14 protein-coding genes are annotated in these 20,241 nt (G+C 71.2%); 4 read left to right on the top strand and 10 right to left on the bottom strand.

Annotated elements, in window-relative coordinates; translation table 11 throughout:
• Positions 1 to 7: 7 nt before the first annotated feature.
• Complete coding sequence (locus KCQ71_RS21575; protein WP_223410031.1) at positions 8 to 1,234, bottom strand: DegT/DnrJ/EryC1/StrS family aminotransferase; 1,227 nt, start codon at positions 1,232 to 1,234, stop codon at positions 8 to 10.
• 112 nt (positions 1,235 to 1,346) lie between these two features.
• Here KCQ71_RS21575 and KCQ71_RS21570 point away from each other — a divergent pair, with 112 nt between their 5' ends.
• Positions 1,347 to 2,642: a DegT/DnrJ/EryC1/StrS family aminotransferase gene (locus tag KCQ71_RS21570; RefSeq protein WP_223410029.1), complete on the top strand. Its 1,296-nt coding sequence runs from the start codon at positions 1,347 to 1,349 to the stop codon at positions 2,640 to 2,642.
• Here KCQ71_RS21570 and KCQ71_RS21565 read toward each other — a convergent pair.
• The 8 genes from KCQ71_RS21565 to KCQ71_RS21530 form a co-directional block, all read right to left on the bottom strand.
• The gene (locus KCQ71_RS21565) at positions 2,579 to 4,231 is read right to left on the bottom strand and encodes a dipeptide ABC transporter ATP-binding protein (RefSeq protein WP_223410026.1); all 1,653 of its coding nucleotides are present in this window, start codon (positions 4,229 to 4,231) and stop codon (positions 2,579 to 2,581) included. The genes KCQ71_RS21570 and KCQ71_RS21565 overlap by 64 nt on opposite strands.
• A complete protein-coding gene (locus KCQ71_RS21560) occupies positions 4,228 to 5,028 on the bottom strand; it encodes an ABC transporter permease (protein WP_249423354.1) in 801 nt (266 codons plus the stop codon). The genes KCQ71_RS21565 and KCQ71_RS21560 overlap by 4 nt, the downstream gene beginning before the upstream one ends.
• Before the next feature lie 16 nt (positions 5,029 to 5,044).
• Positions 5,045 to 6,100 (bottom strand): ABC transporter permease, encoded by a 1,056-nt coding sequence (locus tag KCQ71_RS21555; protein ID WP_223410020.1) that lies wholly within the window; start codon positions 6,098 to 6,100, stop codon positions 5,045 to 5,047.
• Positions 6,097 to 7,890 (bottom strand): peptide ABC transporter substrate-binding protein, encoded by a 1,794-nt coding sequence (locus KCQ71_RS21550; protein ID WP_223410017.1) that lies wholly within the window; start codon positions 7,888 to 7,890, stop codon positions 6,097 to 6,099. The genes KCQ71_RS21555 and KCQ71_RS21550 overlap by 4 nt, the downstream gene beginning before the upstream one ends.
• A gap of 136 nt (positions 7,891 to 8,026) precedes the next feature.
• The gene (locus tag KCQ71_RS21545) at positions 8,027 to 9,358 is read right to left on the bottom strand and encodes a hypothetical protein (protein WP_223410014.1); all 1,332 of its coding nucleotides are present in this window, start codon (positions 9,356 to 9,358) and stop codon (positions 8,027 to 8,029) included.
• Positions 9,340 to 11,124, bottom strand: a complete 1,785-nt coding sequence (locus KCQ71_RS21540) for a polysaccharide deacetylase family protein (RefSeq protein ID WP_223410012.1) — start codon at positions 11,122 to 11,124, stop codon at positions 9,340 to 9,342. The genes KCQ71_RS21545 and KCQ71_RS21540 overlap by 19 nt, the downstream gene beginning before the upstream one ends.
• Before the next feature lie 85 nt (positions 11,125 to 11,209).
• A complete protein-coding gene (locus KCQ71_RS21535; RefSeq protein ID WP_223410009.1) occupies positions 11,210 to 12,538 on the bottom strand; it encodes a hypothetical protein in 1,329 nt (442 codons plus the stop codon).
• A 73-nt stretch (positions 12,539 to 12,611) separates the two neighbouring features.
• Positions 12,612 to 14,789, bottom strand: a complete 2,178-nt coding sequence (locus tag KCQ71_RS21530; RefSeq protein ID WP_372454080.1) for a S9 family peptidase — start codon at positions 14,787 to 14,789, stop codon at positions 12,612 to 12,614.
• A 141-nt stretch (positions 14,790 to 14,930) separates the two neighbouring features.
• Between KCQ71_RS21530 and KCQ71_RS21525 the strand changes: the two genes are divergently transcribed.
• Together KCQ71_RS21525 and KCQ71_RS21520 are read left to right on the top strand one after the other, a co-directional pair.
• Entirely contained in the window at positions 14,931 to 15,914 is a 984-nt protein-coding gene (locus tag KCQ71_RS21525; protein WP_223410007.1) for an acetylxylan esterase, read from the top strand.
• A 40-nt stretch (positions 15,915 to 15,954) separates the two neighbouring features.
• Positions 15,955 to 16,863, top strand: coding sequence for a hypothetical protein (locus KCQ71_RS21520; protein ID WP_223410006.1), 909 nt, complete (start codon positions 15,955 to 15,957; stop codon positions 16,861 to 16,863).
• A 44-nt stretch (positions 16,864 to 16,907) separates the two neighbouring features.
• Here KCQ71_RS21520 and KCQ71_RS21515 read toward each other — a convergent pair whose 3' ends face one another.
• Positions 16,908 to 18,959 (bottom strand): bifunctional copper resistance protein CopD/cytochrome c oxidase assembly protein, encoded by a 2,052-nt coding sequence (locus KCQ71_RS21515; protein WP_223410004.1) that lies wholly within the window; start codon positions 18,957 to 18,959, stop codon positions 16,908 to 16,910.
• A gap of 249 nt (positions 18,960 to 19,208) precedes the next feature.
• On the opposite strand from KCQ71_RS21515, the gene KCQ71_RS21510 reads away from it, so the two are divergent.
• Positions 19,209 to 20,231: an AAA family ATPase gene (locus KCQ71_RS21510; RefSeq protein WP_223410002.1), complete on the top strand. Its 1,023-nt coding sequence runs from the start codon at positions 19,209 to 19,211 to the stop codon at positions 20,229 to 20,231.
• Positions 20,232 to 20,241: the final 10 nt, after the last annotated feature.

Here is a 20,241-nt window from a genome sequence, read left to right as displayed (position 1 = left end):
GGGCGAGCTAGCCCAGGTCGTCGGCGCGGCCGACCACCTTGGCGATCGCACGCCCGACGGCGCTGATCTGCTCCTCGGACCCGAGCAGGACCGACTGTGTCAGCCAGAGCGTGTCGCTGCTGACCAGGTCCGCGTTCGGGCAGTCCGCCTCGGGCATCGGCTGGCCCAGCTTCGACGCCAGGGCACGGGACTCGCCCAGCAGGGCACCGTTGCGGTGCAGCGGGACGTACCCGGTGGCGGCCGGGATGCCCTCGGCGGCAAGGGCCGCAGCCGCCGCATCACGCAGGCCCCGCTCGCCGAGGCCGGGCACCCGGAACAGGAACAGGTGGCGCCCGTGCGCCGTGACCCGTTCGTCGGTCGGCGCAACGGCAACCCCGTCCACGCCGGCGAGCTGCTCGGCCAGGGCCAGGGCGTTGCGCTCGCGCAGTTCCTGCTGCTCCGGCAGGCGGGCCAGCTGCGCTCGCAGGATCGCACCCTGGAACTCGGTGAGCCGCAGGTTGTAGCCGACGGCGTCGTGCTGGTACCAGCCGCCACCGGGCACCCGGCCCACGTTCACGAGGGAGTACACGGCGCCGGCGAGCTCCTTGTTGTTGGTCGTGACGATGCCTCCCTCACCCGCGCTCAGGTTCTTGGAGGACTGGAAGCTGAACGTGCCGAGGTCGCCGATCGTGCCGACTCCGCGGCCCTCCCACTGCGCCCCGGCCGCCTGCGCGGCATCTTCGATGATGGTCAGCCCGAGTCGCCGCCCGAGCTCGGCGAACGCCGTCATGTCCGCGACGTTGCCGGCGAGGTGCACCGGGATGACGGCCTTCGTGCGCTCGGTGACCACGGCTTCGACTGCTGCCGGGTCCAACAGATGGCTGTCCGCGTCCACGTCGGCGAACACCGGGATGGCGCCGACGAACAACGCCGCCGCCGCGGTGGCGATGAACGTGTAGGGCGGGACGATCACCTCGTCCCCGAGGCCGACCCCCGCCGCCCGTAGCGCCGCGACCAGCGCGAGGGTGCCGTTGCTGAGCGCGATCGCGTGCTCGGCCTGTTGACTCCGGGCGAATTCCCGCTCGAACGTCGCGACCACGTCGCCATGGGTGCTGCCCCAGGCGCCGGAGTGGAGCACCTCGAGCAGTCCTCGTTCCTCCTCCGGACCGAACCGAGGCCAGGTCGGGAGCGCGGGCAGACCTTCCAGCTCGGCCGGGCCGCCGTTGATGGCGAGGGACGGTGTAGCAACGGTCATCACGTGCTCCAATTTAGGCATACCGGATTGAGGATTAGGTTAGCGACAAAAAGGGTGTCGGTCGATAGTGTGACGGCGTTGCGTCATCCACGATCCACCAGGGGAGATCCTCATGTCCGACGTTCTTGCGCACGACGGCGGTGCGCCAGTACGCACCGCACCGTTCCCGTCCGTGCAGTCCGCCGAGGGTCGCACCCTCGGCGTCGAGGAGGAGTCGGCGGTCCTCGCGGTGCTGCGCAGCGGCCGGCTCAACTCGACGGTCGGTGAGGTGACCCGGGCCCTGGAGACCGACTTCGCGGCGTACTACGGCGTGCCACACGCGGTCGCCTCGTCTTCCGGAACGGCGGCGATCCACCTCGCGGTGGCGGCCGTGGACCCCGAGCCGGGCGACGAGATCATCACCACAGGACTCAGCGACGCCGGGACCGTACTGCCGATCCTCGCCCAGAACGCGGTCCCGGTGTTCGCCGACGTCGATCCGGCCACCGGCAATCTCGACGTGGCCTCGGTCGCTGCCCGGATCACGTCCCGCACCCGCGCGATCATCGCCGTGCACCTGTTCGGCCAGCCCGCACCGGTGGTCGAACTGCGCGCCCTGGCCGATGCGCACGGGATCGTGCTGATCGAGGACTGCGCACAGGCGTACCTCACGCGGGTCGGTACCGACGGCGCACTCGCCGGCACCGTCGGCCACCTCGGCTGCTTCAGCCTGCAGCAGTCGAAGCACATCACCGCCGGCGACGGCGGCCTGACCATCTCCTCCGACGAGGCACTCGCCCGCCGGGCCAGGTTGTTCGCGGACAAGGCCTGGCCGCGGGACACCGACGAGCGGACCCACCTGTTCCTCGGCCTGAACTACCGGATGACCGAACTGCAGGCCGCCATCGCCAGGGTGCAGCTGACCCGGCTCGCCGGGGTCGTCGAGGATCGCCGTCGAACCGCCGCGACGCTCACGGACGTCGTCGACGGGCTGGACGGCCTGAGCGCGGCACCGGCCGACGGGAACAGTTACTGGCAGTTCCCGGTGTTCCTGGACACCCACCGCACCGGCGCCGACGCGCACTGGTACGCGAGGGCGCTCCAGGCCGAGGGCATCCCAGCCTCCGGCGGGTACATCCAGCGCCCGCTCTACCTCACCCCGGTGCTGGCCGAACGACGCACCTACGGGACCTCGGGGTTCCCGCTCACGGACCCACCGGCAGACGTGACCCCGGAGTACCACCCCGGCCTGTGCCCCGTGACCGAGGAGCTGATCGACACCCGCCTGCTGGTGATCGCCTGGAACGAGCGCTACGGTCCCGGCGACGTTGCCGACATCGCGGCTGCGCTCACCAAGGTGCACGCTCACGCGATCGCGGCCCGCGGCATCCTCGAGCCACGCACCGGCAGGATCGCGTCCAGGAGCTGATGGGTGTAGGGGTGCTGCGGGTCGCCGAAGATGGCCCGCCGCTCCCCGCGCTCGACGATGGCACCGTCCTTCATCACTGCCACCTCGTCGGACATCCGCTCCACGACCGCGAGGTTATGGGAGATCAGCAAATAGGCCACCCCGAGTCGTTCCTGGATCTCACCCAGCAGATCGAGGATCTGCGCCTGGATGGAGACGTCGAGCGCCGAGGTGGGCTCGTCGCAGACGAGCACGTCGGGCTCCGGGGCGAGGGCCCGGGCGATGGCGATGCGCTGCTGCTGTCCACCGCTGAACTGCTGCGGGTAGCGGCGGGCGTCATCCGGGGAGAGGCCGACCAGGCGCAGCAGTTCGGCGGCCCGCTCGGTGCGCTCACCCGTGGTGCCGATCTCCTGGAGGCGCAGCGACTCGGTGATGTTCGCCCCGGCCGTGTAGTGCGGCAGCAACGACCCGTACGGGTTCTGGAACACCATCTGCATCCGCCGGCGCTGCAGCCGGGACTCCTCGCCGTGCACGTCCTGCCCGTCCAGCAGGACCCGGCCGGAGTCCGGCTCGTGCAGGCCCATCACCAGCCGGGCCACCGTCGACTTGCCGCTGCCGCTCTCGCCGACGAGCCCGAGGGTCCGGCCGGGCCGGATGGCCAGGCTCACGTCCCGGACGGCGTGGGTCTGCCCGCCCCGGGAGCGGAACGTCTTGTCGAGGCGCTCGGCGACCAGGAGTGGCTCGCGCACCGGCGCTTCCACCGCCTCCGGTGGTGTGGCCGCAACGTCCCCGACCTCGAGCGTGGCTTCGAGGAGCATGCGGGTGTAGGGCTCGCGCGGGGAGTCGAGCACCGCGTCGATCCGGCCGGACTCGACGACCTTGCCCTGGTTCATCACCAGCACGTCGTCGCAGAAGCGCCGGGCGACGCCCAGATCGTGGGTGACCATGATCAGCCCGGTGCCGCGGTCCTTGATCTCGGCGAGCAGGTCGAGGACCTGTGCCTGCACGGTGACGTCGAGGGCCGTGGTCGGCTCGTCGGCGACCACGAGCCGGGGTTCGGCGATGATGGCCATGGCGATCATGGCGCGCTGGCGCATGCCACCGGAGAGCTGGAACGGATACATCCGGGCGCGCCGCTCGGGCTCCGGGATGCCCACGTCGCCGAGCGTGGTGATGGCCCGCGCACGTGCCTCGCCGCGGCTGCACAGTCCGTGCCAGGTCAGCGCCTCGGCCAGCTGACGGCCCACCGGGATCGTCGGGTTGAGCGCCTCCATCGCGTTCTGGAACACCATCCCGACCTCACGGCCGCGGACCCGGCGCAACGTCCGGTCGGATGCGCCGATCAGGTCGATGCCGGCCAGCCTCGCCTCGCCGCCGAGGATGCTGGCGGTGCGGGGCAGCAGCCGCAGCAGGGATCTGATGGTCACGCTCTTGCCGCTGCCGGACTCGCCGACGATCGCCAGAGCCTGGCCCTGCTCGAGGCGGAAGGTGACGTCGTCGACGGCGACGAACTGGCCGCCGTCGGCGCGGCGGAAGCCGGTGCGCAGACCGCTCACCTCGAGCAGCGGTGCCTGCGGGTCGATCGTGACGGGCGAGGTGGAGCGGCTCACCGGCGGGCCTCCGAGGTGATGTCGAACGCATCCCGGATGCCGTCGCCTATCCAGGTGAACGCGAGCAGCGTCACCGCGAACGCGATGGCAGGCGAGATGATCATGTGCGGCGCGGAGCTCGCGTATCTGACTCCTTCGTTGATCATGGCCCCCCAGGACGGCATGTCGGAGATGCCGAGACCGAGCAGGGACAGGCCGGCCTCGGTGGTGATGGCCGCCGGCACCGCGAAGCTGGTGGTGACCAGCAGCGGACCGAGTGCGTTCGGGAGGATGTAGCGCATCGCGATGGTGGGCCCCTGGGCATCCATGCTGCGGGCGGCTTCGACGTAGTCCCGTCGTTTGAGCGTCATCACCTGGGCCCGGATCAGCCGGGCCTGGGTGACCCAGCCGGCCACGGCGATCGCCGCCATCACCGACCAGAAGCTCCGCCCGAAGACCGTGACCAACAGCACCGCGAAGAGATACGTGGGGAACGCGTACATGATGTCGGTGGCCGCCATCAGGATGCCGTCCGCCCGGCCACCCCGGTAGCCGGCCAGCAGGCCCACCACGAGCGCTACGAGCACCGAGATCACCTCGGCTGCGAATGCGACGAGCAGCGCCGTCCGGAAGCCGAAGACCAGCCGCGAGAGGATGTCCCGGCCGAGGGTGTCGGTGCCGAGGAGGTGGCCGGGCGAGCCGATCGGCGCGAGTTGGTGGCCGTAGTCGGTCTCCTGCGTGCCGTACGGCGCGACGAGCGGCGCGAAGATGGCGACCAGGACCAGGAGCGCCACGACCCAGAGGCTGATGAACGCCATCCGGTTCGCGCGGAACCTAGCCCAGGCTCGGGACCCCGGACCTGCCGCCTTGATCCGGGTCTGCGCCGGGGATGTCTCTTCTGCTGATGCGAGGGCCACGTAGCTTTCGCCCACTTTCTGCGCGGACGCGCGGGTCGAGGAGGCCATAGAGGAGGTCGACCACCAGGTTCGTGGCCATGAGGATGATCGCGAAGAAGAGGGTGGTGCCCATCAGCAGCGGCATGTCCCGGCTGGACGCGGCCTGGGTGAAGGACAACCCCAGGCCGGGGATCCGGAACATCGTCTCGATGAACACGGTGCCGGTCATCAGCGCGGCCAGCATCGGGCCGGTGACCGTCACCAGCGGGATGAGGGAGTTGCGGAGCACGTGCTTGCGGATCACAACGCCCGGCCGTCCGCCCTTCGCGATCGCGGCGGTGACGTACTCCTCCCCCAGTGTGTCCAGCATCGACGAGCGCACGTACCGGGCCAGAACCGCGAGTGGCCCGATGGCAAGAGCCACCACCGGTAGGACCAGGTTCTCCGGGCCGTTCCAGCCGGCGGCGGGGAGCACGTGCCAGGCGCCGGCGAACACGAGCACCAGGAACACCGCCGTCAGGTAGTTCGGCAGTGCGTGCCCCAGGGTGAGGACGAACATCGAGCCGGAGTCCCAGAGGGTGCGCTGCTTGAGTGCCGCGAACACCCCGATCGGGATCGCGATCGCCAGGGCGAGCGTTGTGGCGAGCAGCGCGAGTGCCGCGGAGACGGGGAAGCCCTGCGCGATGATGCTCTCCACGGACTGCGCGGGGTACTTGTACGAGGGACCCAGATCCCAGGTCAGCGCGCCCTTCATGAACACGAGGTACTGCTGCCAGGCCGGGACCTCGTCCCCGTACCGGGTGGCGAACTCACCGGCGACCTCCTGGGCACCAGCCCCCGCCATCCCGGTGGAGCCGGAATTGGCGCGCTGAATGTCCGCGAAACTGCCCGGTGCCAGCTGCAGCAGGGTGAACGCGAGCGCGGAGACCACGACGAGCGACAGGACCATCCGCACCAGGCGGCGGGCGACATACTCCAGGTAGCCCACGATCACTGCGCCGAGTCGTCGACCCAGAGGTCCTTGAAGTAGTAGCGATCGGCCTGGGCGCGGATCTCCAGCCCTTGTACCCGGGGCTGCGCCACGAACACCACATGGCTCCAGGTCACCGGGATGATGAGCTCGGCATCCTCGCGGACGCTGGCTGCCTCGATGAAGATCTCCTGCTGCTCCGCCTCGTCGACCGTCTCCCGGGTGGCCGCGACCAGCTCGGCGAACTCCTGTGCCTCGTCGGTGGTGCTGGTGGCGAGGATCTCCTCCAGTGCGGCCGTGCGGTCGCCCGGGGACAGGGTCTCGTCAACCTGGGCGTCCACGAACTGCTGGTACCCGGCGGCGTCGAGCCCGGCCTGGCGCAGCATGTCCGGCGACCACAACTGTTCCACCTGGTAGGGCCAGGTGCTGATCCCGGAGAAGGAGCCGTACCAGAGGCCCACGTAGTTCTCGTCGTGCATCGCGTAGCGGCGTTCCACGTAGACGCCTACCTCGACGACGTCCTTCGTGACCTCGATCCCGAGGTTCGTGCCCCAGGTGTCGATGATGGCGTCCAGCTGGGGGAAGTCCGAACCTGCGAGCAGGGTCAGTGGTGGGAAGCCCTCACCGCCCGGGTACCCGGCGTCCGCGAGGAGCTCCTGTGCCTCGGCGACGGCAGCCTCGCCCCACATCTGCTCGTGGGCCGCGATCTCCTCGGTCCAGCCGGGCACGATGGGCGAGAGCAGGGTGGAGGCCGGCTCGGTCATCTCGCTGATGCCGGCGATCTCCTGGCGCCCCAGGCCGAGGCTCAGCGCCGTGCGCACCCTCGGGTCCTCCATCACGGGGTTCGTGCTGTGCAGCGGGATCATGTAGGCCGTGCCGGCGTTCTCCAGCACGTGCATCTGCTCGCTCAGTACCGGGTCGGCGAGGAAGCGCGAGATCTCGGCTGGCTCGCCGATCGCCTGGATGTCGACCTCGCCGTTCTCGTACGGCACGGTGGTGGTGATCGCACCCTGCTCCACGAGCTGGACGTTGATCTCGTCGAGTGCGACGTTCTCCGCGTCCCAGTACTCCGGGTTCCGCTCGAACCGCATGCTCGAGTTCGCCGTCCAGGCCGCCAGGTTGTACGGCCCGTTGCCGACCCAGTTCTCCGGCTGCTGCCAGTCGGCCTCGCCCTCGACAGCCTCCGGGTTCAGCGGGAGCATCGACGGGTAGGTCAGGCCCATCAGGAAGCCGGGGTTGGGCGCGTCGAGGGTGAACTCGAGCGTCTGCTCGTCCACCGCCTCGACGCCCACCTGGTCGAAGTCAGTGATCACGCCGGTGTTGTAGTCCTCGGCGTTCAGGATGCCCAGGGGCACCTGATAGGAGGACGCGCCGGTGGTCACCCCGCTCGCGCCGCGCTCCGGGTCCAGCAGCCGCTCGTAGGTCCACTCGAAATCGTCGGCGGTGAGGGGTTCACCGTTGGACCAGACGATGCCGTCCCGTAGGTGGAAGGTGTAGGTGGTCCCGTCCTCGCTCACCTCCCACTCGTCCGCGACCCCGGGCCGCACGTCGGTGCCGTCCGGGGTCTGCAGCACCAGACCCTCGAGCAGGCCCATCTGCACGAGCCACATGCCGAATGTGATGCTCTGCGGGTCGATGTGCGCGAAGTTCGTGGCTGCGACTGTGATGCTGCCCCCGGTGGCCGCGTCGCCGTCACCACCGCCGGTATCGCCGTCGGAATCGCCGAAGAGCGAGCAACCTGCGAGGGACAGCGCGACGACGGCGGCAGCGGCCACCGTACCGATCGGGCGGCGAGTCAGGGGTCCAGCGCGCATCGTGTGCTCACTCTCGGTCGACGGTTATCAGCTCTGATCGGTGTCCTGCGAGATTTGGACTGTCCGTAAATCTCGAACTGCCCTGACGTTATGGGTAACTCCCCCGCCGCGTCAACGATTCTTCGTCGACGTCTCGTTACCGTCTCGTAACTTCTTCGCGCTCAGGGCCGGGCCGCGCCGGCGCCGTGGGCGCCACCAGGGCCGCGATCTCGTCGAGGATCAGCTGCTCGGCAGCGGGCGCCAGCGGCGCCGGCAGGCCGAAGTAGAGCGGCGCCTCGTACGGTTCATACCCGCCCTCGGCCAGGTGACGGCGAGTGACCAGGTACGTCGTCATGCCGTCGGTGTAGCCCATCGGCAGGCAGCGCCCGCCGCTCAGCTCGCGGGTGAACAGTCCGTAGTGGCTCACCGGCTCACCGGAGAGCCCGAGCAAGGAGAGGTCCCGCGTGAGGCCGATCCTGACCAGTTGCAGGCGCGGGTCGCGGGCGAACCTGGCCGGATCGGCCAGCATCATCCTGGCCCACTCCGCCCGGACTCCGTCGGCGGCGGCCCACGCGATGACCCGCTGCCAGGGCGCGCGGTCCTGCAGCGGCAGCACCACCGACCGGCGGCTGATCGACACGGCCCCTGGCCCGGCCGGGGCCGCATCCGCCACGGCACCGCGGGCCAGCTCGGCCAGGTGCCGGGCGAAGTCCTCCACGTCGGCCTGGCCACCGTTGACGAACTCGCCGTCGGCCTCGTATCGGTCCGGGTTCACGTCGCCACAGCAACCCTGGAGGTACATCACGAACGGCGAGGTGTCCCGCTCGAGCACGTCGGCCAGGGTGCCAGCCACGTCCGGGGTGACGGCGTTGCCGTGGTGCAGCACCGGGTGGCACGCGAAGTGCACCAGCAGCGCAACGGCTGCCTCGTCCTCGCCCACCAGCCGCACCACCGTCAGGTCGCTGTCGATCGGCGATACGGGTATCTCGCCGGCCGTCCGTGCCCATCGCCGGTCGACGGTCAGACCGGCGCCGACCCGGGCCGTCTCCACCCGGACCGGGGTGCTCGTGATGAGCGCACGCTCGATACAGGCCAGGGTCTGCTGCTCGAGCCGGTCGAGATAGCCGTCGTCCGGGACGCCGAGCGAGGGGGCCATTCCCCGCGAGGCCTGCGGTCCGGAGTGGGTGTGGGTGGCATGCAGTACCAACGATTCCGGGGACAGCCCGAACCGCGCACTGAAGGCTGAGCGCAGGGAGGCCACGATGTCGTCCCCCCACCAGAGCAGATCGGCGGTGACCAGGACCACGGGCGGCTCGCCGCCACTGCGGATCGCCATCGCGCGCACGTGCAGCGGCGCCAGGACCTCCCCGGCGGGCTTCTGCCCCTCCCGTGCGGCGAACCCGGCCAGCGGCACTGCGCCGAGCGGGGTGATGTCCGTGCGGTCGACGCCGACCTCGAGGCCGGAGCCCTTCACCGGGTGAGCGTCCACGTGCTGGTCCCCGCCGGTAGGTCGACGGCGAGCTCGGTGAAGGCACGGCCGTGCCGGGTGACCTCGACGGCCGAATGCTTCGGGCCGGACACCCGCAGTCCCGTGGGGAGCAGGATCGCCACACCCTCGACCGGGACGTCGGTGGTGGCGCTCATCAGCCAGTCGCTCCCGCCGCGTGAGATCTCGACCCGCACCCGGCGCCGGGTCCGCTCCCAGTCGTTGATCTGCTCGGCCGTCCACCACGGCATGCCACGACGACGAGCCTCGGCAGCAACCTCGACGCAGGCGGCACGGGTGAGCGGCTTGCCGTTCAGATGCGGGCCGTGGAACAGGAAGTGGGCCACGCCGTGCTGGGCCTGGACGGCGTCGAGGATCACGTCCCGGGTGGCGACGTGGCCGGCCCAGGCAAGGTCCTGGGTGTGCAACGGCAGGTTGAGCACATCGCGGAAGTCGGTCTCGGCGCCGGGCGCGGCGAGCGGGAACGAGACATGCGCGGTGCCGAACGGGAACCCCACATTGCCCTGTTTGCTCGGTCCGCGCGACTGGTCGATCTTGATTCCGAGTCGCTCGCACCAGGTGTAGAACTCGTCCCAGCCCTCCCAGCGGGTGTAGTGGTTCTTGTTCGAGACGATGTCCTCCCGGCCGGTGACGGCCTGCGCCCAGGAGTACTGCGCCCGCATCTGCGGCCAGCCCCAGGTCGCGAGGTCCGCATCGTCCATGGCGTTGTAGTGCAGCGCATGCTCGTGCCCGGCGTCCGTGATCTGCTCATAGATCTCGGGCCCGTATCCGCCCGGGAACACCTGGCACCAGGTGACCGCCACCTCGGCTTCGGCGAACGCGGCCAGCGCGGCCAGGCCGTCCTCGGGCTCGTTGCCGTCGGAATCGTGGGACATGTGCGCGATCGCAGCGATCCCGGCCGGCCAGTACCCGAGCCAGGGAACCACGGCGCCGCCCTCCTGCGCGGCCCACCACACCGCCTGCAGCAGCAGGGAGCGCCACCAGTCGGCATGCGGCTGGTCGAACATCGGCACGGCCGACGGCGGCGGGTACGCATGCAGGAAGCCCGGGGCCAGGTCCGGCTGCCCGGGCGGCATCGCCCGGTCGGCGTCCAGGTCGAGGGCAGCGCCGTCCTCGGCCTTCAGGATCCCGTCGTCGATCGGCGTGGTGCCGTCGGCGGCCGCCGTGCCGTCGGTGTGCACCGGGTAGCCCTGCTGGATGCGCACCACCGACTGGAGGACGTCCGCCCCGAACGCCACCACCGCACCGGCGCCGTGGTGGCGCACGGTGATCGCCGCGGCGCCGTCGGCCCAGGTGGCCAGGGTGTCGGTCCCCTCGGCCGGCGCGAGCGCGCGACCGCCGATCGCGCGCAGCGCCCTGCCAGGCACCTGGGACCAGAACGCGCAGTCACGCACGGTCACCTGGGCCGTCGGCACGAATTCGCCCGGGACCACCCCGGCCAGTCGGGCAACCGGCCCGAGGTCACCGGTGACGAGCAGGTAACCGCCACCCGCGACCCAGGCGGACAGGACGCCCGCCTCGTCCGACGTGACCGGCGTGGTGAGCAGCGCGATACCACCAGGCGTCAGCCCGGCACCGCCCGCGGTGGCGTGATGCGTGATCCCCGCGTGCGCGAGCAACTCCCTGGCGTAGGTGGGGAAGTTCGGCTGGTCGGTGTCCGGAGCAGTGCCCTCCCAGAGGGTGACGGCCGGGCCCGGGGCCGTCGGCGAGTCGGACGAGGTCGGCGCGAGGCGTGTGGATGCGGTCACGGGTCCAGCCTGCCGGAACCCGCTTCATAAGTACAGTGCGAAATCTATATTGCGGCAGTCCTAAATGGTGGAGGGGTTCGAACGATCAGGTGATGAGGCGTTCGTCCAGCAGCTGGTAGCGCACCGGCGGGCGGCCCGCCTTCTGCACCCGCGCCGGTGGCATCGGCCAGGCGAGGCCGGCGTCCACGAGGCCGCGCAACGTGCGCCTGGCGGTTCGCAGGGTGACCCCCTGCAGCCTGGAGACGCGATCGGCGTCCACCACGCGGCTGTCGTCGCCGGAGGTGTCGAGCAGCCCGATGATCTCCTGGAGCATCTCGGCCTGGCGGTCGGCAACCGGCTCCGGCTCCGGGGCCGGGTTCTCCGCCGACTCCGGCAGCGGCACCGGATTGCCGTGCGGACCCACCAGATAGGCCAGCCCGCCGCTGCTGGCCACCGCGAGGTTGACCGCGGCCTGCGCGTTCTCCTCGGCCTCCAGCGTGGTCATGCCGAGACCGATCCCGACCCCGGCGTCCAGGCTCAGGGCAGCACGGATGGACGCCAGGAACGGGGCGCGCGCGAGATCGTCGGTGCCCGATCGCAGCGAGCCCATCGTGGTGATGACGAGGTAGCTGTTCTCGTCGCGCTGCAGCACCGCGGCGTCCATCCTGCGGGCGTCGTGCAGCAGCGCCCGGTGCAGGGAGAGCATCAGTTCCTGGTACCAGTAGTTGCTGGAGCTGGTGCGGTTGGGCAGCGCGGAGTCAGGCAGGCGCACGATGACGATCGCGATCCGGGAGTCCTCGAGCCTGGCTCCGCTACCGAGCAGGCGGGCGGTGCGCAGTGTGGCCCGGAGGGTCATCACGGCGGGAGCCATCGTGATGTTGGGGATACCCGCCTCGGAGAGCTGCTCGGCCAACCAGGGCACGGTGGTGATCGCGCCACTGGTGCGGCCGGCGTCGTAGTGCTCGCGATGGAATGCGAGGAACTGCTCGGCCGTCACCGATTCCCGGTACTCCAGCACGTGCACGTCATCCGTGGGCAGACCGAGCTCGGCGTACGTCTCGCGGACGTCACGCTCGGGTGCGGAGTCGATGCTGACCCGGGCCGGATCCACCGCACCGGTGAGCGCCCCGCGCAGCAGCGCCGTCGGGAGCGCCACGCCCCCGGTCGGCACGAACGTGGCCGGCACCGGCAGTGGGCCGTCCGACATCGCCTCGTCGTAGGAGAGCGGACCGGAGAACAACAGCACGTCCACGTCGCCGACGAGCCGCATGGCTCGCTCGCGGGCGTCGACCTCTCGGTCGGCCGCGCCTGTGACCAGCCGATACGGCGTGCGGGTCTCCTCCCGGGCGACGGCGGCGACCCGGTGAATGAACCGGTCCGCCCCGATCACACCGATCGTCACCGCCTCGGGCAAGGGGCCCCGAACTGCGTCCATGAATCATCCTCGCTTGGGTCCCGGCGCTGCGGGTGAGTCTAGCCGCGGCGCACGGGCGGCCGGGCGGGCTCGCTCACCCGAGCGTCTCCGGCAGCGCCGGCGCCTCCTGACCCAGCACGTGCTCGGCGAGGAACCCTGCGACCACCTGGTACCAGACCTTCGCGTGCTGCGGGGTGAGCACCCAGTGGTTCTCGTCCGGGAAGTACAGGAACCGGTGCGGGCTGCGCCCGTCCTCGTCGGCAGCGAGCGCGGACTTTGAGAGGAGCTCGTACCAGAGCCGCAGCCCTTCACCGATCGGCACCCGGTAGTCCTTGTCCCCATGGACCACGAGCATCGGCGTGGCGATCCGTTCCACGGACAGGTGCGGAGAGTTCGCGAGCGCCATCTGCGGGGTCATCTCGCGGCCCCAGAAGTAGCCGGCGTCGGTGGTGGTGCCGAACCCGTCGAGGGCCCACAGGCTCGCGTGCGTGACGATGCCCTTGAACCGGTCCGTGTGGCCGGCCACCCAGTTCGCCATGTACCCGCCGAACGAGCCGCCCATCGCGCCGGTCCGGGTCGCGTCGATCTCGGGCAGCGCCTCCGCGGCATCGGTCACGGCCATCAGGTCCGTGAACGGCGCCTCGCCCCAGGCTCCCCAGCCGCGCTGGATGAAGTCCTGGCCGTAGCCGGTGCTCAGCGCCGGGTCCGGCAGCAGCACGGCGTAGCCCTGGGCCACCAGCAGCCACGGGCACCAGCGCCAGCTCCACGCGTTCCACGACCCGAGCGGGCCGCCGTGGATCCACAGCACCAGCGGGGCCGGGTCCTCCTCGGAGGCACCCTCGGGCACGGCCAGCCAGGCGCGCACCCGGGAACCGTCCGCGGCAGTCGTCTCGACCTCCCGCAGGGTGCCGGGCAGGACCGGGCGAGGCACCGGGGACCGCAGCGTCGTGACCGGCTCGGCGACGCCGTCGGACAGGTCGATCCGGACCACCTCGCTCGGGAACTCATACGAGCTGCGCAGGGCGTACGCGGCCGAACCGTCCGGCGCGACGACGACATCGGTGTACGCGCCGTCGTCCGGCGTGAGCCGGCTCGGCCCGCCCGTCAGGGTGACCTTGAAGACCGGCGAGCGGCCGTCGTCGTCCGCGGTCACGAGGAGCCCGGAGGAGTCCGGCAGCCACACGAGCGAGGCGGGCCAGCGGTCCCAGTCGCCGGCGAGTTGTTGCGGTGCGGTGCCGTCGGTGCCCGCGACCCAGAGGGTGACCTCGGGGGCGCTCTCCGGCGTGGAGAGCGTCTCGCGGATGTAGGCGACGCGAGTCCCGTCCGGGCTGATTCGGGCGCCGCCGAACTCCGCGTCGTCCTCGTCGGCGATGGTGGTGCGCTCGCCGGAGGCCACATCGATGCGGACCAGGATCGAACGCACCGCACCCTTGGCCATCGGCCGGTTCCAGGAGGTGACGGCGGTGGTGCCGTCGGCGCTGAGGTCCAGTCCGGTGTTGGTCAGGTGGGCGCCGGCATCCGGGGTGAGGTCACGCAGTTCGAGGGGCGCGTCCGGGTCCGTCGGGTCGTCGGGCGCCTGGTCCGGGGCGGACGCGACGACGGCGGAACTCGCCTCGGCCACGAACAGCCGGGGCCGGTCCGGGCCGAGGTCGGAGTCCCAGTACCGGACCGGGTAGCCGGTGTGCAGGATCGCATTGACCTTGTTGTCCGAGCGCAGGTCCCGGAGCCGCTGCTCGGACTCGGTGTCCGTGGCCGACGGCAGCGTGTCCGCGGTGACGATGACCGTGTCCGCGGCGCGCGCGGCGGTGATGGCGCCGACGCCGCCGGGTCGGGTCGCCAGCACGCGGGCCTCACCGCCGGCAGCCGGGAGGACCCAGAGCGCGGGCTTGGCCTTGTCCTCGCCGGTCTCGGCGGTGGCCCGCTTGGCGACGAACAGCAGGTCGCCGGCCGCGGTGAACGTGGCCTGGCTCTCGCCCTTGGTGCCGCGGGTGAGCCGACGGGCGGGCCGCTCCCCCGCCGGGTCGACGTCCCACTGCGAGGTGACGTACGCCGTCGAGTCGTGGTTCAGGGCGGCGACGCCCACCACCAGGCGGGTGCCGTCCGGGGACAGCGCCAGGCCCCCCGCACGCGGCAGCGCGACGTAGGCGTCGAGGTCGTGGAACGGGGTGGGCGGGGCAGCGTCCTCGGTGGGGGCGGCGGATCCATCCGCGGTCGCCTCGGAGCTGGTCGCGGTCGGGGTGGGCGCGTCACTGCGGGAGGTGTCTGTGGTCACCGCACGGTCCTATCACGACAACCTGCATCCCGTCCTCCCCCAATCCCCATGCGACGGCGCGATCGCGCGGCTGACTCGGTGGAATGGGCCGCAGGTTGACACGCCCGGTCGCGCACGCCGGGCATCAGTAGGGTGGGCGCCATGACTGGGCTCCGGGTGCGACCCCCGTTCGAGGACTGGTTCGGCCCGGACGCCGACGACGCCACCTATGGCTACGACCTGGACGCACTGCTGGCGCTCGAGCCGGTGCCGGAGCCGCCCGGCTTCGCCGAGTTCTGGCGGGATCTCGCAGCGCTCGCGCGGGCCGTGGATCCGGATCCGGTGCTCGTTCCGATCGGCCGCAGCGGCGACCACGAACTGCACACCGTCCGCTTCCACACCACGGACGGGCTGACGCTCGGCGGCTGGTTCGCGCTCCCGGTGGCCGGGCCGCCGGCGATCGGGATGGTGCACAGCCATGGATACGGCGGGCGCGAGACCCCGGATCTGGCCCGGGTCCCGGCGGACGCCGCGGTGATCTTCCCGGTCGCCCGCGGGCTGCCGACCGCGAGCCTGGTCGACGGCATCCCCTCGGAGGGCGCCCGGCACGTGCTGGTGGGCATCGAGTCGGCACAGAGCTACATCCTCGGTGGCTGCGCCGCTGACATCTGGTGCGCTGCTACGGCGCTGACTCGCCTCGTCGGCGACCTGCCGCTCTACTTCCACGGCGGGAGTTTCGGCGGCGGGCAGGGCGCGCTCGCGCTGCCGTGGGACGACCGGTTCTTCGCGGCCACGCTGGTGGTGCCGAGTTTCGGTCAGCACGACCTGCGGCTGCGGATGCCGTGCACCGGGAGCGGGGAGTCGGTGCGCCACCACGTCGCCGCGCACCCGGAGGCCCGGGAGGTACTGCGGTACTTCGACGCGTCGACGTCAGCGACCCGGATCACCGTCCCGACCCGGGTGGAGGCGGCCCTCTGGGACCCCTCCGTTCCGCCGCCGGGTCAGTTCGCCGTCCACAACGGGCTCGCCGGTCCGACCGAGTTGTACGTCGTCGCTGCCGGTCACACCGAGTACCCGGGGCAGGAGCAGGAGGTCGCCGAGAGCATCGCCGGGACGCTTGCCCACATCGCCGCCCACCGCCCGTGAGGCGGCCAGACACAGGAGGTCGCTCGTGCACTACCCTCGGATGATCGTCGGAGCAAGCGCACTCCTGCTGGCTCTGTCCGCCTGTGCGACGGCCGCCGCGGACGATCCGGTGGCCACCACACCGCCGGTGGCCACCGGCGCGAGCGCCACGCCCGCGGCGCCGGAATGCGCGGAGGCCGCGACCGACCTCGTGGCCTACGGGCCAGGCTCGAGCTACGAGACCGCGTGGGGCTCCACCCCGGAGGATCCCGCCGATCTGGAGGCCGAGATCCTGGCCCACCCTGCGACGATCATGGTCGACACCTACACGATGACGATCATCGACAGCATCGACCGGGACGAGGACGGTGTCGCGTATTCGACCGGACAACCGCCGTGCCCCGTCCCGGTGGACCCGTCCTGGCCCGCGGAGTCGGCGCTGGTGCTCGATGCCTATACCTTCGAGATCCTCGAGACGTTCCCGTCGCTGAACACCCCGGAGGACGAGGACGTCGCCACCACCACGTCCTTGATGGGTGAGGCGCTGAGCACCGGAACCCTGCTCGACGGCGCCGCCGCGGCGCCGTACGCGACCCTCGTGGCCGAAGATCTCGGCGCCGAGCTCGGGCTCGAGTTCGCGGCGGCGGTCCGCGTCACGGACGCCGTGGTCGGCGGCGCGTACGAGTCCCCCAGCGGCGTCGGCTTCACGTTCCGCACGAACCACGGCGTCGACATCACCCTCGGCGAGCCGGTGGGCGGTCCGACGACGCCGCTCGAGGTCCCGGGCGGCGACGGCCGCACGTACTCAGGCCCCGAATGGGGTCTCGCCGCCGAGGCGTGGACCGCCGACCGCGGCTGCGTGGTCGCCGTGCTCGCCCACCCGGTCACCACGGACCTCCCGGACTGGCCGTCCGGGTACGGCGAGTACCTCGCCACCATCGTGCTGCCTCGTCTGCTCGCCACCTGCTGACCCCTGGTCAGGGGTCCGTCCCCGTCCCGGCACGGGGGTGCGGGTCAGCCGTCCTTGGACATCCGCTCGAGCATCGCGTTGTAGGCCTTGAGATCGGCATCGTCGTCCCGGTCGGCGGCACGGTCGAGGCGCTTGGCCGTGCGGGCGTCGTCCTTCGCCCAGGCGACGGCGAGGCTCACCGCCAGGACCAGGCTCGGTACCTCCCCGATGCCCCAGGTGATCTCGCCGCCGGTCTCCTGGTCCGCGAGCGCGTCCACACCCCAGGGCAGGCCGAGGGCACCGAAGTAGTCGGCGGCGAGCAGGGTGGTCATCGAGATCAGCGCGACCCCGAAGAACGCGTGGAACGCCATGGTCGCGAACAGCAGCAGCAGCCGCAGCGGGTAACTGGGCCGGGCCGGGCCGGGGTCGATACCGATCAGGACATTCACGAACATGTACCCGGCCAGGCTGAAGTGCACCACCATGCCGATGTGACCGAGGTGGGTGGTCAGCGCGAGTTCGAACAGCGGCGTGAAATAGAACAGGATCAACGAGCCGACGAAGTTCACGGCGGCCACGACCGGGTTCCCGAAGATCCGGGCCGCCCGTGACTGCACCAGCGCGAGCAGCCACTCGCGGGGGCCCCGGGAGCCGTCGGTGCGGCCCGGCAGCGCCCGTAGCGCCAGCGTCACCGGTGCGGCCAGCACGAACAGGATGGGAATGACCATCACCAGGCTCATGTGCTCGAGCATGTGCGCGCTGAACATGATCCGGCCGTAGACGGTGGGGCCGCCGCAGGTCACCCACGCGAAGGCGGCGACGGCGACGACCCAGATCACCGTGCGGTGCACCGGCCAGGAGTCGCCCCGGCGACGCAGTCGCCACACCCAGCGCAGGTACTGCACCGCCAGGACCAGGCTCAGGGTGCCGAACAGCAGGTCCGGGGTCCACTCGGTGAACCACCGGGCCAGCGTCGGCGCCGGGGGCACCGGGTACTGGGACAGCACCTCGGCCGGGCTCTGCCCCTCGACCGGCACCTGCGCCACCGGAGGACCGGTGGAGGCGAGCGCCACCGCGAGCCCGGTGGCCGCGGCCATCACGAGCACCTCGACCCCGGCGAGCCGCCAGAACACGGCGCGAGAGCCGCCGTCGGCCGGCAGTTTCGGAATCGTGCGCTGCCGGTGCAGATACCCGAACGCGCCGAGCACCACGAACGCAGCGATCTTCGCGAGCAGAATCAGGCCGTAGTCGGTGAGGAAGCCGGACGGCGAGCCGAGCCGGATCCAGGCGTTCGCCACCCCGGACAGGCCCACGCCGAGGAACGCCCAGATCGCGATGGTGGAGTAGCGCCCTACGGCGGCACGCAGGTCCCGGCCCAGCCGCGGCGCGCAGATGCACAGCACCACCAGGCCGCCCATCCAGATGCAGACCGCGGCGAGGTGCGCGAACAGGCCGGTCATGCCGAGGTCGTGGTTCGCGGTGCCGGCGGCGTGCCCGGTGGTCGCGACCGGGATCAGTACGGCGAAACTCACGACGGCCGCGAGCATCGCGGTGCCGTACCCGGAGACGGCGACGCACGCCACGGAGGCCAGGGCGGCGATGATCGCGGTGACGAGGGCGGCACGGCCGGTGGAGATCTCGGTGAGGTAGAACGCGAGCTCGTCGCCGAAGCCTGCGCCCCCGAGCGGCCGGCCCGCGACGGAGGCGTATCCGAGCACCATGTCCGCCACCAGCAGCAGCGCCCACGCCGGACCGGACCAGGCCACCACCCGGGCCGCGAGCGTCCAAGCGACCCCATCGGCCCTGTCGGACCGGCCGGCCCGGGACCGGTCGCCGGTGCGCTCCTTCGCCCGTGTCGACGTGGGCCTCGCGGTCTGCTCCGGCTCCGGCGGTCGCGGCAGCGCGAAGAGCATCAGCACGAGCCCGCCGAGGGTCACCGCCGCGGCCGCCTCGCTGAGCACCGTGACGACCGGCAGGCCCCACCGGACCAGCGCGCCGGAGTCCGCGACCAGCGTCGGCGCGGCCGCACCGGAGAAGGCGAGGCCGAGGACGCAGGCGAGCACCGCCGTCGGCAGCGCGGCGAGCACCCAGCGCATCGGGGCAGGGATCACGGACACCCAACGAGCCTAATCCGCGCCGGGGTGCCCGCCGGCCGCGCCCGGGATCTGGCCGCGGCCCGATGGCACGCCGGCCGGCGGCAACCGAGCAGGTCCCGGGCGAACGAGCCGGGTGGGGAGATCTCGGTCGCCCTGGCGGCGCCCGCTGGGCGCACGGATGGGCAGCGCTGCCCGTCGCCGCCCAGGGAACTCCAAGGAAGCACTGGCATAATCGCCGGTGCATCCGCCGTCGTCACCAAGTGGGAGACCATGTCCAACCCAGCCCCGTCACACCTGGCGCCATCGACATCACCCATCTCCTATGACGACACCCGCCGCGCCACCGCGCTGCTCGGGCAGATCTCGCGGGTGTTCGATCAGCGCATCGTGGGGCAGGCCCCGTTGCGCACCGCGCTGGTCTCCTCACTGCTCGCCGGCGGGCACGTCCTGCTCGAATCGGTGCCCGGACTGGCCAAGACGACGGCCGCGCAGACCCTGGCCTCCTCCGTCGGTGGCTCGTTCCACCGGATCCAGTGCACGCCGGACCTGATGCCGAACGACATCATCGGTACCCAGATCTACAACTACGCCACCGGTGAGTTCGCCACCCAGCTCGGGCCGGTGCACGCGAACCTGGTGCTGCTCGACGAGATCAACCGGTCCTCGGCGAAGACCCAGTCCGCGATGCTCGAGGCGATGCAGGAGAAGCAGACCTCCATCGGCGGCGAGGTCTTCAAGCTGCCCAGGCCGTTTATGGTGCTAGCCACCCAGAACCCCATCGAGGAGGAGGGCACCTACGTGCTGCCCGAGGCCCAGATGGACCGGTTCCTCATGAAGGAGGTGCTCACCTACCCCGCGCCGGACGAGGAGGTGGACATCCTCGAGCGGATCAACTCCGGGTCGATGACGGCCCCGCTGTCCGCGCAGCCGATCTCGCTGCCGGACCTGGAGTTCCTGCAGTCGCTGGTGGAGAAGGTCTATGTGGACACCGCGATCAAGCAGTACATCGTGGCGATCATCAACACCACCCGTGGTGGTGGGCCACGCCCGCTGCCGAACCTGAGCCAGCACGTGCGCGTCGGCGCGAGCCCTCGTGGTGGCATCGCCCTGATGCGTATCGCCCAGGCGCTCGCCGTTCAGGCCGGCCGCTCCTATGTGGTCCCGGACGACGTGAAGGCCCTGCGCCACTCGATCCTGCGACACCGCATCGTGCGCACCTACGACGCGCTCGCGAACAACGTGGCGCCCGAGTCGCTCATCGACGCGGTCTACGCGGCGGTGCCGAGCCCCTGACCGGGCCGCG

The sequence above is a fragment of the Occultella gossypii genome (genome assembly GCF_019947135.1).
Lineage (GTDB): Bacteria > Actinomycetota > Actinomycetes > Actinomycetales > Beutenbergiaceae > Occultella > Occultella gossypii.
Note: the sequence above shows the minus strand (reverse complement) of the source record. Positions and strands in the feature narration are given on the sequence as shown.